The organism is Paraburkholderia sp. D15 (genome assembly GCF_029910215.1).
Lineage (GTDB): Bacteria > Pseudomonadota > Gammaproteobacteria > Burkholderiales > Burkholderiaceae > Paraburkholderia.
This window is the reverse complement of sequence record NZ_CP110396.1, coordinates 3,070,410-3,084,128: the sequence shown is the minus strand read 5'-3', so window position 1 is coordinate 3,084,128 and position 13,719 is coordinate 3,070,410. Positions and strand designations below refer to the sequence as shown.

At 64.1% G+C, this 13,719-nt stretch carries 10 protein-coding genes; 3 read left to right on the top strand and 7 right to left on the bottom strand.

Going from position 1 to position 13,719, the window contains the following annotated elements; translation table 11 throughout:
- Positions 1–222: 222 nt before the first annotated feature.
- Positions 223–2,043 (top strand): alpha,alpha-trehalase TreA, encoded by a 1,821-nt coding sequence (gene treA / locus LFL96_RS33515; protein WP_281002186.1) that lies wholly within the window; start codon positions 223–225, stop codon positions 2,041–2,043.
- A gap of 71 nt (positions 2,044–2,114) precedes the next feature.
- Here the strand turns inward: treA and katE are convergent, their stop codons facing one another.
- The 4 genes from katE to LFL96_RS33495 form a co-directional block, all read right to left on the bottom strand.
- On the bottom strand, positions 2,115–4,319 hold the full coding sequence (gene katE, locus LFL96_RS33510) for a catalase HPII (protein ID WP_281002185.1): 2,205 nt from the start codon (positions 4,317–4,319) through the stop codon (positions 2,115–2,117).
- A gap of 191 nt (positions 4,320–4,510) precedes the next feature.
- Positions 4,511–5,407: a MipA/OmpV family protein gene (locus LFL96_RS33505; RefSeq protein ID WP_281002184.1), complete on the bottom strand. Its 897-nt coding sequence runs from the start codon at positions 5,405–5,407 to the stop codon at positions 4,511–4,513.
- Positions 5,408–5,842: 435 nt separating this feature from the next.
- Positions 5,843–6,364, bottom strand: coding sequence for a peptide-methionine (R)-S-oxide reductase MsrB (gene msrB / locus LFL96_RS33500; protein WP_281002183.1), 522 nt, complete (start codon positions 6,362–6,364; stop codon positions 5,843–5,845).
- Between the two features lie 135 nt (positions 6,365–6,499).
- Complete coding sequence (locus LFL96_RS33495) at positions 6,500–7,078, bottom strand: Lrp/AsnC ligand binding domain-containing protein (RefSeq protein WP_281002182.1); 579 nt, start codon at positions 7,076–7,078, stop codon at positions 6,500–6,502.
- A gap of 178 nt (positions 7,079–7,256) precedes the next feature.
- Here LFL96_RS33495 and LFL96_RS33490 point away from each other — a divergent pair, with 178 nt between their 5' ends.
- Complete coding sequence (locus LFL96_RS33490; protein ID WP_281002181.1) at positions 7,257–8,273, top strand: 1-aminocyclopropane-1-carboxylate deaminase; 1,017 nt, start codon at positions 7,257–7,259, stop codon at positions 8,271–8,273.
- A gap of 7 nt (positions 8,274–8,280) precedes the next feature.
- On the opposite strand, the gene LFL96_RS33485 is transcribed toward LFL96_RS33490, so the two are convergent.
- The gene (locus LFL96_RS33485) at positions 8,281–9,177 is read right to left on the bottom strand and encodes a LysR family transcriptional regulator (RefSeq protein WP_281002180.1); all 897 of its coding nucleotides are present in this window, start codon (positions 9,175–9,177) and stop codon (positions 8,281–8,283) included.
- Between the two features lie 127 nt (positions 9,178–9,304).
- On the opposite strand from LFL96_RS33485, the gene LFL96_RS33480 reads away from it, so the two are divergent.
- Positions 9,305–10,030: a pirin family protein gene (locus tag LFL96_RS33480; RefSeq protein WP_281002179.1), complete on the top strand. Its 726-nt coding sequence runs from the start codon at positions 9,305–9,307 to the stop codon at positions 10,028–10,030.
- A 114-nt stretch (positions 10,031–10,144) separates the two neighbouring features.
- Here the strand turns inward: LFL96_RS33480 and LFL96_RS33475 are convergent, their stop codons facing one another.
- Together LFL96_RS33475 and ahpF are read right to left on the bottom strand one after the other, a co-directional pair.
- Entirely contained in the window at positions 10,145–11,299 is a 1,155-nt protein-coding gene (locus tag LFL96_RS33475; RefSeq protein WP_281002178.1) for an alkane 1-monooxygenase, read from the bottom strand.
- A 637-nt stretch (positions 11,300–11,936) separates the two neighbouring features.
- Positions 11,937–13,529: an alkyl hydroperoxide reductase subunit F gene (ahpF, locus tag LFL96_RS33470; RefSeq protein ID WP_281002177.1), complete on the bottom strand. Its 1,593-nt coding sequence runs from the start codon at positions 13,527–13,529 to the stop codon at positions 11,937–11,939.
- Between the last annotated feature and the right edge of the window lie 190 nt (positions 13,530–13,719).

Genomic DNA, 13,719 nt, shown 5'->3' with positions numbered 1-13,719 from the left:
TGGATTCGGAATAATTTTCAGGTTTCTCGCGCGGTGTGGCGGGTCGCTAAAGAGCCCGCGTCATCATACAGGATGAGCCTGATTTTGAGACGTATCGACGGCGGCTCAGGCTTGCTGGGCGGGGCTGCTGCCGAAGCACGCAACTTTGCGCGACCGATGCGGGTCAATCGTGCGAACAATGCAAATTCGCCATTCCTGCTCTCCACTCATTTCCGGTCGCCGATGACTCTTTCCGCTTCTCCCACGTCTTGCGCCTCGTCCCGTTTTCCGCTGCGTGCGCTGGTCGCCGCGACGCTCGTGTGCCACGCGTTGCTCAGTGGCGCGGCCTATGCCGCCACGCACGACGCCGCCCTCTCCCCGGTCGCGCTTCACGTCGAGCCGCCGGCCCAGGCGTCGCCCGTCGTCCCCGTGCCGCCTTCCGAGCAGTACCCCGCGCTCTATCGCGACGTGCAGCTCGCGCATCTCTACCCCGACAGCAAGACGTTCGCCGACATGGTGCCGCTCGCGCCGCCCGCGCAGATCGTCGCCGCCTACGACGCCGCGAAGCGCCAGCCCGGCTTCAGTCTCGCCGACTTCGTGAAGCGCAACTTCACGCTGCCGGCGCGCGCCGCCAAAGCCTACGTCTCCGATCCGAATCAGGACGTGGTCGGCCACATCGATACGCTGTGGAACGTGCTGCGCCGCGAGCCGGATGCGAATGCGAGCCCGTGGTCCTCGCTGTTGCCGCTGCCGTATCCGTACATCGTGCCGGGTGACCGTTTCGACGAGATCTATTACTGGGACTCGTACTTCATCATGCTCGGACTCGAAGAGAGCGGACAGCATGCACTCGTGGTCGACGAACTGAAAAATTTCGCGACCTTGATCGATCGCTATGGCCATATTCCGAACGGCAATCGCACGTACTACTTGAGCCGTTCGCAACCGCCGTTCTTCGCGCAGATGGTGCGGCTCGTCGCGCAGAAGGACGGCGACGCGGTCTACGCCCAGTACCTGCCCGAACTGGAGCGCGAATACGCGTACTGGATGGACGGCAGCGACGGCCTCGCGGCCGGTCACGCGAATCGCCACGTGGTGCGTCTCGCGGACGGCACGCTGCTCAACCGCTACTGGGACGAACGTGCGACGCCGCGCGACGAGTCGTATCGCGAGGACGTGCTGACCGCGCAGCAGACGCCGCAGCGCGAGGCCGCCGACCTGTGGCGCAATCTGCGCGCGGGCGGCGAAACCGGCTGGGACTTCAGCTCGCGCTGGTTCGCGGACGGCAAGACGCTCGCCACCGTCGACGTGACCTCGCTCGTGCCGGTCGATCTGAACTGTCTGCTGGTCGATCTCGAACGTTCGCTGGCGAAGGGTTACCGGTTGCGCGGCGACGTCACGCACGCGGAGAACATGGAGCAGCGCGCCGCCACGCGTGCCGATGCGATTCGCCGGGTGTTGTGGGACCCGCGCCTGCAGGCGTTCGGCGATTACGACTTCGTGCATCGCACGTTGACGCACCGGCTGACCGCCGCGACCGTGTATCCGTTGTACACGGGCGTCGCGGACCGGCGTCAGGCGAAGGCGGTCGCCGCGACCGTGCAGCGCGAGTTGCTGCGCCCTGGCGGCCTCGCCACCACGCAGATGACGAGCGGTCAGCAATGGGACGCGCCGAACGGCTGGGCGCCGTTGCAGTATCTGGCGGTGCTGGGCTTGCGGCGTTACGGCGAAGCGGCGCTCGCGCAAACCATCGCGACGCGCTGGATCGGGACGAACGTCGCGTACTACCAGCACACCGGCAAGCTGGTCGAGAAATACGATGTCGACGCCGCCGCGCCGGGGGTGTCGGCGGGCGGCGGCGAGTATCCGTTGCAGGACGGTTTCGGCTGGACCAACGGCGTGCTGCGCGCGCTGCTGGTGCTGTATCCGCAAAAGGCCGAAGCGAACGCGCGGCCGAGCGATATTCCCGAAGGTCCGGCAGGCGTGTCGGCGGCCGCGGCTTCCGCCGCGGCGGCGCCGAAAAACACGCACCGCCTGCATGACGCGACGCGGGTCAATCCGTAGCGCGACATCGGTCGCTGTCGATGCCGGCGTCTGCATGCCGGCATCGACGCATCGCTACGTCTGCCATGCGATCACGCCGGCACCGTCTCCGCCTGCGCCGCGCGCGACCACACGCGATGCTGCCCGGCCGCTTCGATAAACGACTTCAATACATCGGCAGCCTGCTTATCATCGCCGGTCGCCACGCCATCCGCGTTCTCCGGCAGATGCGCGGCGGTGAGCACGTCGCGCCCCGCGCCCAGCGCCGCGATCGCCTTCAGATGCTTGAACGCTTCGAGCACGAAATGCCGCGCGTCGCCCGATTGCGCGAGCAGCTTCGCGCCGGCCGTGCCGCCGGTCACGATCACCGCGTCGAACATGATCGACGGCAAGCCGGCGATCGTCGCGTCGGGCGCGATGCCGTCGATGGGCGCCAGCGTCGGCGCGATCAGCATCGGCGTCGCGCCCTCGTCGTGCAGCGCCTTCTGCAGCTTGCGGATCGCGGCGCCGTCCGAACCCGGCGCCGCGAGCAGCGCGATCTTGCAGGTCTTGATGCCAGGCTGCGCGCGATTGAGCAGGCTCAATGCCGGCGACTCCCTGGGTCCGGCCAGCTTCGCCGTGCCCTTCTTCGGCGCGGGCAGACCGAGGCCTTCTGCCACCTTCGCCGCCAGACCGGCATCGAAATTAGCCAGGATCTCGTTCACCACCCGCGCACGAATTTCCGGCTTCGTCACTTTGCCGAGTTCGAACTGATACGCGGCGGCGATATGGTCCTTCTCCGGCGCCGACATGCTGTTGTAGAACAGCGCGGCCTGCGAGAAATGATCGGCGAACGATTCGCTGCGTACGCGGATCTTCGTGCCCTCCACGCGCTCCTGATAACTTTCGAAGCCGCCATCGGACGCCGCCGGATCGGTTTCCTTCGGCCAGCCGCCGCTCACGGAATTCGGTTCATACGATGCCTGCCCCACGTTGATGGTCTGCCGGTGCATTGCGTCGCGCTGGTTGTTGTTGAACGGGCACACGGGCCGGTTGATCGGAATCTCGTGGAAGTTGGGGCCGCCGAGCCGGCTGATCTGCGTATCCGTGTACGAGAACAGACGCCCTTGCAGCAGCGGATCGTTGGAGAAATCGATGCCGGGCACCACGTGGCCCGGATGAAACGCGACCTGCTCGGTCTCGGCGAAGAAGTTGTCCGGATTGCGATTGAGCGTCATCTTGCCGACGATCTTCACCGGCACCAATTCCTCGGGAATCAGCTTGGTCGGATCGAGCAGATCGAAGTCGAATGCATGCTCGTCCTTCTCCTCGACGATCTGCACGCCCAGTTCGAACTCGGGATAATCGCCGCGTTCGATCGCCTCCCACAAATCGCGCCGATGAAAATCCGGGTCCTTGCCCGCGAGTTTCTGCGCTTCGTCCCACAGCAGCGAATACGAGCCCAGCACCGGCCGCCAGTGAAACTTGACGAAGCGCCCCTTGCCCTCGGCATTGACGAAGCGGAACGTGTGAATCCCGAAGCCTTCCATGGTGCGCAGACTGCGCGGAATCGCGCGGTCCGACATGGTCCATAACACCATGTGCGCGGACTCCGGCACGAGCGACACGAAATCCCAGAAGGTGTCGTGCGCGGAACCACCGGTCGGCATTTCGTTCGGCGCCTCGGGTTTCACCGCGTGCACGAAGTCGGGAAACTTGATCGCGTCCTGAATGAAGAACACCGGCATGTTGTTGCCGACCAGATCGTAATTGCCTTCCTGCGTGTAAAACTTCACCGCGAAGCCGCGCACGTCGCGCACGGTGTCGGCGGAACCGCGCGGTCCCTGCACCGTCGAGAAGCGCACGTACACCGGTGTCTGCACGCCGGGGTCCTGCAGAAAGGCGGCCTTGGTGTAGTCGCGCATCGACTCGTACACCTGAAACACGCCGTGCGCCGCCGAGCCGCGCGCATGCACGATGCGCTCGGGAATCCGTTCGTGATCGAAGTGCGTGATCTTTTCACGCATGATGAAATCTTCCAGCAACGACGGACCGCGCGGACCCGCGCGCAACGTGTTCTGGTTGTCGGCGATCTTGACGCCCTGATTGGTCCGCAACGCCTCGCCCTGCGGACTCACGCGAAACTGTTCGAGGTCTTTCGATTTCGGATCGTTCGCCGGCGCGGCCTTCGCCGCGGGCTTGCCTGCATCCATACTTTTGCTCGTGCTTTTACTCGCGCCATTACTCGTTTTACCAGCCATGGGAGTGCTCCTTGCATTCGGGCGTGCCGGCGGGGAGTCCGGTCTAACGCACGTCACAAGGGCAGCAAGCGATATACCCGCGAGCGCGGACAAGAGGTAGCCGCCGGAGTGTCCGGCGGCATGCGGAGCAGTTCTGCCGGCAACGAAACCGTCCGGCAGTCGGCGCGGCAGACATAAGGCGCTCGCGCGTGGATTGCCCGAGCGCCGTGTGGTCGTCGCCGCTCGAATCGCGCGGCGACGCCGTCGTGTCAGAAGCGGTAGTTGATCGAGATATCCGCGACGCCGTTCGCCTTGCGATGCGTGATCGGACTGTTACCCGCGCTGCCGACCAGTTGTTCGTACGCGCCGTCCGCCGTCGCGAACCAGTGCTTGTTGAACAGCCACACCGCGCTGACCCCGAAGCCCACCGACTTGAAGCCCGCGCTCGCGTGATATTGCGAGTATTGCGAATGCGCGGCCTGATTCTGATTCACGCCGAACCAGCTGTTCATATACGTGGAATCGGCCAGCGACACGTTCGGTCCAGCGAACCAGAAGAACTTCTTGGTGCTGCCCGGCATCGGCATATATGCGCCGAAGTCGCCGGTCCAGCCGTTCGACCCGCCGAAGTAACGGCGCACGTCGGCGCGCAGCACCAGCGGGAAATCCTTCGAGATCACGTACTCGCCGGCGAGTTTGACGCCGGGCGCGGCATTGATGTTGCCGAGGCCGTTCAGTTCCTGAGGATCGTCGTGGGCACGGCGGCCGAGGTCGTAGACCGCCGCCAGACTCGCGCGCCAGTTCTCGCCCTGCGCGAAATTGACGCCGAGGCCTTCGCCGCTCGACAGGAAGAACAGGTCCTTGTAGCGCACGTCGATGCTCGGGCCGCCCATCATGTGGTAACGGTCCGAACCTTCGTAGCGCGGCTGGAACGACGCGGCCGCGCCGAAGCGCACCTGCCAGTCGGGAATGTTCGGCTGCCACATCTTCTGCAGCGGAATGCCGACCGAGTACTGCCATTCGTTGAGCGGCGACGGCGTTTGCGCCATCGCCGAATCCGGCACGATGCCAATGCCGCCGAGGGTCACGGCCATCAGAGACGTTGCCGCGATGCTTGTTTGTTTATTGCGGATCATGCCGATCCGCTTTCTACGGCTGTTCAACACCAGAAGCCTCCGAATTTCGCCTGTCGCGAAGAGGGTTATGTTTTTCGCCCGGAGCCGCCATGGCCAGGCGGCATCCGGACGATCGCCGCCCAACCGGGCAGCCTGTAATTTTTTCAGCCAGTGACTCGCACTATCCGGCAAAACACGATGCCCAACCAGACCGGCAAGCCGTAAAACGGGCTTTAGTACGAGCAATCGTGTGCGAAAGATTTGCCGACCGACACGCTAGTGCAAATTGCGGGCCTGAACGGTGGAGCGAGGCTTCGGGTTGCGAGGGGCGATGGGAGGGAATGGCGAGGAGGACGCGCCCGAAGGCAGAACCGGGCGGTGGTGTGGTGCGGTGGTGCGGTGATGCCGTGGTTGTGCGCTGACGTGTGGGCGCGCGTCGCTCGACTCGCGAAGCGCGCGGCACGGTTCGTCGCGGGTTCGGCCCGTCTAACTCGTTCCCGCCGACCCAGGCGCGAACGTCATCGCGAGGCCGTTCATGCAATAGCGCAGGCCGGTCGGCTTCGGCCCATCGTCGAATACGTGACCGAGGTGGCCGCCGCAACGACGGCACAGCACTTCGTCGCGCACCATGCCGAACGATTTGTCCGTGCGCGTGACGACAGCGTGATCGAGCGGCTGATAGAAACTCGGCCAGCCGGTGCCGCTGTCGAACTTGGTCTTCGACGAAAACAGCGGCAGTCTGCACCCCGCGCAGGAAAAAGTGCCGGCGTGGTGCTCGTCGTTCAAGGGGCTGCTGAACGGACGCTCCGTGCCCGCCTCCCGCAGCACGCGGTATTGCGCGTCGCTCAGCAGCTTGTGCCATTCGGCATCGCTGTGCGACACCTCGAACGCCGCTGCCGTGCTCGTGTCCGCCGCGGCCGCTGAACGTGCCCCGCCCCACGCCGATGCGCCGCCCGCCAGCGACGCCGCGCCGAGAAACCTGAAGAAAGTCCGTCTGTTGCAAGTCATGATGATCGCCCCTCGGAAAGTCCGTGCCGTTCACCCGGTCAGGCGCACGCCGCCATCCACGAGTGGTCTCGACGGTTGGTCGCACGGCGGCGGCGTTTATGACAGCATGCGCGCGTTTTTCCTCGGGCGAGCGCGCTAGAGCGGAAATTTCGTGGTCGAGAGGATTTCCTTGAGCACCATGAACGAGCGGATTTGCCGCACCCCGGGCAGGTACAGCAGTTGTTCGGCGTGCAGCCGGTTGAAGCTGTCGCTGTCGCGCGTGCGGATCGTCATGAAATAGTCGAACTCGCCCGTCACCACGTGGCACTCCATGCAGCCGGCCACTTTCTGCGCGGCTTTCTCGAAGGCGGCGAACGACTCCGGCGTCGAGCGATCGAGCACCACGCCGATGATCACCAGCATTCCCGCCCCGGCCGCCTTCGGATCGATCAATGCGACCACGCCGCGAATCAGCCCCGACGTTTTAAGCCGCTCGACGCGTCGCAGACAGGCCGGCGCGCTCAGTTTGACTTTCGCCGCCAGCGCGACGTTCGAGATCGACGCATCGGCCTGTAGTTGCCGAAGGATCGCGCGGTCGATGCGGTCGAGCGACTGGAGCGGGTCGGCCGGGACCGCGGCAACGGTGGCATGGGATTCCGGCCGGGCCGGGGTTCTTGCCGGCGCTGGCGGGCTCGCTCGCTTCGTTGCGCTACGGCGAATTTTTGTTGCGTTCATTGGCGGTCGAACATTTTTTTATTAAAACAATCACGAGATGTATTTTTCAAACTTAAGTGCCGGCAGTTTTTTTCGCAAGCTCATTTCTCGCGCTTTTACCTACCATGAGGTTCGACGCGCCGACTTCCAGCCGCGCCCCTAAAGCACTTGAAGCACCCAAAGCACCCACGGAGCTGCCATGAACCTGCAACGATTCCCCCGCTACCCCCTCACTTTCGGACCGACGCCGATCCAGCCGCTCAAGCGCCTGAGCGACCACCTTGGCGGCAAGGTACAGCTCTATGCAAAGCGCGAAGACTGCAACAGCGGCTTCGCGTTCGGCGGCAACAAGACACGCAAGCTCGAATATCTGATCCCCGAGGCGCTCGCGCAGGGTTGCGACACGCTGGTGTCGATCGGCGGAATCCAGTCGAACCAGACCCGCCAGGTGGCCGCCGTGGCCGCCCACCTCGGCATGAAGTGCGTGCTCGTGCAGGAGAACTGGGTCAACTACTCGGATGCGGTGTACGACCGCGTCGGCAATATCCAGATGTCGCGCATTCTTGGCGCGGACGTGCGGCTTGTGCCGGACGGTTTCGACATCGGGTTCCGCAAGAGCTGGGAGGACGCGCTGCAAAGCGTGCGCGAAGCCGGCGGCACGCCCTACGCGATTCCCGCCGGCTGCTCGGATCATCCGCTGGGCGGCCTCGGCTTCGTCGGCTTCGCGGAAGAAGTCCGCCAGCAGGAAGCGGAACTCGGCTTCAGGTTCGACTACGTCGTTGTGTGTTCGGTGACGGGCAGCACGCAGGCGGGCATGATCGTCGGTTTCGCCGAGGACGGCCGTGCCGACCGCGTCATCGGCATCGATGCCTCCGCGAAGCCCGCGCAAACGCGCGAGCAGATCACGCGGATCGCGAAACGCACGGCGGAACAGGTGGAACTTGGCCGCGACATCACCGGCGCGGACGTGGCGCTCGACGAGCGCTTCGGCGGTCCGGAATACGGTTTGCCGAACGACGGCACGCTGGAGGCGATCCGTCTTTGCGCGCGCCTGGAAGGGGTGCTGACCGACCCGGTGTACGAAGGCAAGTCGATGCACGGGATGATCGAGATGACCCAGCGCGGCGAGTTTCCGGCGGGCTCGCGCGTGTTGTACGCGCATCTGGGCGGTGTGCCGGCGTTGAACGGCTACAGCTTTATTTTCCGCGACGGTTGAGGGTTGTCTACGCCCCGGCCGCGAGGCGCGCAGGCAAGCCGGTTTTTAAAAAATCGACGAACGCGCGGATCGCGAGCGAGCTTTGCCGATGCTGCGGATACACCGCGTGGACGCTCGTCCGCGCGGGCAGGTAGTCGTCGAGCACGGTCACCAGCAAACCCCGGCTCAGCGCGTCGGCGACGATAAAGTCCGGCAGCCGCGCAATCCCGATTCCAGCGACGGCCGCGTCGCGAATCAGGTCGCCGTTATTGGCGCGCAACGGCCCGTGCACTTCGACGCTCTTCAGCGCGCCGCCCATCAGGAACTCCCAGCTCACCGCGCCGCCGTGGCCATAAACCAGGCACGCATGCCGCGCCAGATCGGCGGGCGTCGCGGGCTGGCCGCGGCGCCGCAGGTAGCCGGGGCTGCAGCACGCCACCATCCTGAGATCCGCCAGTTTCTGCGCGATCAGGGTGGAGTCCGCCAGCGTGCCGATCCGGATCGCCATGTCGAAGCCTTCGCCGATCACGTCGACGGTGCGGTCGCTGAGCTCCATGTCCACCCGCACCTCGCCGTGCTCGCGCAGGAACAGCGCGAGTAGCGGCGACAGATGCATCATGCCGAACGACATCGGCGCACTCACCCGCACCAGTCCACGCGGACCGGCACGGCGGCTCGACATGGCCTGCTCGGCGTCGTCGACTTCGCCGAGGATGCGCCGCGCGCGCTCGTAGAACTCCTGGCCGAGTTCGGTGACGGCCAGCTTGCGCGTATTGCGGATCAACAACTGCACGCCGAGCGCTTCCTCCAGCGCCATCACGCGGCGGCTCACGAACTGTTTCGACAGCGACAGCCGGTTCGCCGCGGCCGTGAAGCTGTGGGCGTCGATCGTCGCGACGTAAATCCGCATGTCGTCGAGCTGCATATATTGTCCACTCCATCGTGACATTGTTTCCGGTTTTCACGCGATTATATCCATCCCAATTGACCTAAACTGTCGTTCATGGATCGACGGCCACGACGGGCCGGATCGCACAAACCAGGAGAAAAACATGCTCGACATTCGACACGCCAATCAACGCGGCCGCGCGGAGCACGGCTGGCTCAGCTCGCGTCACACGTTTTCCTTCGCGCACTATCACGATCCGAAGCAGAACGGCTTCTCCGACCTGCTCGTGATCAACGACGACCGCGTCGCGCCGGCACAGGGTTTCGGCAAGCATCCGCATCGCGACATGGAGATTTTTTCGTACGTGCTGGAAGGCGCGCTGGAGCATAAGGACACGATGGGCACCGGCTCGGTGATCGTCCCCGGCGACATCCAGTTGATGAGCGCGGGGACCGGCGTCGCGCATAGCGAATACAACCATTCGAAGAGCGACCCGGTGCACTTCCTGCAGATCTGGATCGCGCCGGCGCAAAACGGCACGACGCCGCGTTATCAGCAGCGCCACTTCAGCGCGGATCAGAAGCGCGGCGCGCTGCGTCTCGTGATGTCGCCGGATGGCGCCGAGGATTCGCTGGTATTGCAGCAGGATGCGCGCGTCTACGCCGGCTTGTTCGACGGCGACGAAAGCGCGCGGCTCGAACTGGCGGCGGACCGTTACGCGTACATCCACGTGGCGCGCGGCAGCGTGACGGTGAACGGCGTCGAACTCGGCGAAGGCGACGGTGCGCGAGTGCGCGACGAACAGGTGCTCGACTTCTCGCACGGACAGGATGCCGAAGTGCTGGTGTTCGATCTGCGCAACATCGAGACGTCCGCGTTGTGGGCCTGATCGATTGCGCGGGTGCTTTCCTGACGCAATGCGTTGAACAGTGAAGCTGAAAAAAGCTCGCCGGCGAAATGCCGGCGAGCTTTTATTTTGCGCGAGGCTCGATGAGCGATGTGTCTAGTGAGCGAACTGCGCCAACACCCGCTCGCGAATCGCCGGACGGATATTCGACTGCGTCATGTCGCCGCCATAGTGCGCCACGACGCGCGGATTCATCACGCGAAACCACAGCGGCGGTATATACGCGAACATGATCATCGTCGCGTAACCGGACGGCAATTGCGGCGCGTCGTCGAAATGGCGCAACGCCTGATACGACCGCGTCGGATTCGCATGATGATCGGCGTGACGCTGCAACTGATACAGGAAAAGATTCGTCACGATGCGGTTGCTGTTCCACGAATGCTGCGGCTGGCAACGCTCGTAGCGCCCGCTCGCCAGTTGCTTGCGGCCGAGGCCGTAGTGCTCCAGATAATTCACCACTTCGAGCAGCGACGCGCCATACACCGCCTGCAGCAGCAGGAACGGAATCACCACCTTGCCGAATAGCGCGATCAGCGCGCCCCATAGAACGGCGGTCATCGCCCACGAATGCAGGACTTCGTTGCGCAAGGTCCACGGCGATTTGCCGAGCCGTTCCAGCCGATGTTTTTCCAGCCGCCACGCAGAGGCGATGCTGCCGAATACCGTGCGCGGCAGGAACGCCCAGAACGATTCGCCGTAGCGGGCGCTGGCCGGATCGGGCGGCGTGGCCACGCGAACGTGATGGCCTCGATTGTGTTCGACGAAGAAATGGCCGTAGCAGACGGGCGCGAGCGTGATCTTCGCGAGCCAGCGTTCGAAGCGGTCGGTTTTGTGACCCAACTCGTGCGCGGTGTTGATCGACACGCCGGTCGCCGCGCCCAGCGACAGCGCGAAGCCGAGATAGTCGTACCACGTCAGCGCATGCGTACCGACGACCCACACGGCGCCGAAGAACGAGATGTATTCGATGACGGTGGCGAGATACACGACGCGCCGGTAATAGCGCTCTTTTTCGAGCGTCGGCACGACGTCCTCGGGCGGATTGCTGGCGTCGTCGCCGATCAGATAATCGAGCAGTGGAATGATGCCGAATACGAAGATCGGGCCGAACCACCAGAAGATATGCCAGCCGGTGTGCAACGCCAGATTCGCGGCATGCAGCGGCAAGGTGATCGTGAGCGCGCCGAGCAGCCACAGATAGCGTTTGCTGTCGACCCACCGCGCGGGGGCCGCTCGCGATGTTGCCATTGTCTCCCTCCTTGTTTTATGTCGCCCGCATAGGCCGCGGCGGTGGACGAGCGGCGCATGAGTCGATGGGTCTTTTCCGACTCCCAGATTTATATGGCCTGACATGCAGGATCGCCAAGGAATTGCGCCAGGTGGGAGTCTCCAAACATGGCTGGTCCGGGTGCGGCTTGCCGTACGTGGTTCGAGCGTGCGAATGAAACGGGTGTTCGGGGGCGCTGCGATAAGTGCGCGATGTTCGTTGCTACGGCCTGGCGCTTGACCGCCCGCACGTGGATTCATATAACGGCGCTTCAAAACTACGTACGAGCGGGTGCGAAAAACGTAGCGCCGCCCGGGCAACCGGGTTCCATCTGGAATGGAAATTCTGCCGCAAGGCAAGATAGAGAATCCCGCATGCGACGGCTGCCGAAAGGCAGCCGTTGGTTTTTGTGGCGGCACTTTTGTGATGAAACTTCCGTAGCAGCCGCCCTGTTGCGGTGACAGCCGCTCCTGCTGCTAAGCCTTGATCGCCCTCCCCACGTACGCCGCCCGCAGCAAGGTTCTGAAGCTGACCTTCTTTGCCTGTCACCGATTCACCAAATAAAAACGGCGGCCCAAAGGCCGCCGCTTCACTACTCAACCAACTACAGCCACATCATCAAACCGCAGCCTCAACCTCGGCCTCGCTCTCGGCATCGACTTCATCGCCGTGACGGATCAGGTGATCGAACGCGCTCAGCGATGCCTTCGCGCCCTCGCCCACCGCGATCACGATCTGCTTGAACGGCACCGTGGTCACGTCGCCCGCCGCGAACACACCGGGCACCGACGTCGCGCCGCGCGCATCGACGACGATCTCGCCGTGTTTCGACAACTCGATCGTGCCCTTCAGCCACTCGGTATTCGGCACCAGACCGATCTGCACGAACACGCCTTCCAGTTCGACGCTCTTCACCTCGCCCGAACTCAGGTCCTTGTAGACCAGACCGTTGACCTTCTTGCCGTCGCCGGTGATTTCGGTGGTCTGCGCCTGGGTCACGACCTTCACGTTCGACAGGCTACGCAGCTTGCGTTGCAGCACTTCGTCCGCCCGCAGCGTGGCGCCGAATTCCAGCAGCGTCACTTCACGCACGATCCCCGCGAGATCGATCGCCGCTTCGACGCCCGAATTGCCGCCACCGATCACCGCGACGCGCTTGCCCTTGAACAGCGGCCCATCGCAATGCGGGCAGTACGCCACGCCATGGTTGCGATATTCGCGCTCGCCCGGTACGTTGATTTCGCGCCAGCGCGCGCCGGTGGCCAGCACGATCGTCTTCGCCTTGAGCACCGCGCCGTTGGCCAGACGCACCTCGTGGATGCGCCCCGGAATCAGCGCCTCGGCGCGCTGCACGTCCATGATGTCGACCTCGTACGCCTTCACGTGCTGCTCCAGCGCCGTGGCGAACTTCGGCCCTTCGGTTTCCGTCACCGAGACGAAGTTCTCGATGGCCAGCGTATCCAGCACCTGACCGCCGAAGCGCTCGGCCACCACGCCCGTCGCAATGCCCTTGCGCGCCGAGTAAATCGCCGCCGCCGCGCCGGCCGGGCCGCCGCCGACGATCAGCGTATCGAACACCGGTTTCTTCTCGAGCTCTTTCGCGGCACGCGCACCGGCATTGGTGTCGAGCTTCGCGAGAATTTCCTTCACGCCGCTGCGCCCCTGGCCGAACACTTCGCCGTTCATGAACATGGTCGGTACCGCCATGATCTGGCGCGCTTCGACTTCGTTCTGGAACAACGCGCCGTCGATCGCCACGTGGCGGATGCGCGGGTTGAGCAACGCCATCACATTCAGCGCCTGGACGACTTCCGGGCAGTTCTGGCATGACAGCGAAAAATACGTTTCGAACTGATAGTCGCCGTCGAGATTGCGGATCTGCTCGATCACCGCATCGTCGAGTTTGACCGGATGGCCGCCGACCTGGAGCAGTGCCAGCACCAGCGACGTGAATTCATGTCCCATCGGAATACCGGCGAAACGGATGCCCGTTTCCTTGCCCGGCTCGCCGATCGAAAACGACGGCTTGCGCTCGCTGTCGCCGCGCCGCTCGATCACGCTGACGCGCTCCGACAACGTCGCGATATCGTTCAGCAATGCCAGCAGCTCCTGCGATTTTGCGCTGTCGTCGAGCGACGCGACGATCTCAATAGGCCTGCTAACCTTTTCGAGGTACGTTTTCAGTTGAGTCTTGAGATTGGCATCAAGCATGGCGATTCGATTCCGTGACGATGGGTATTGGTTTCCCGGCGCCGCCACGCATCCGGATAGGAAGCGTGAGGCCCGGGGACGCGCAAATCGCTGTATCTAACGATCCGCGCGGCGATGCGTCTTGATGCGCCCTGAGGCGCCGACTGCGGGTGCTGCGGGCTGCCGCATGCCGTCCCGCGAAGCGGGCGGC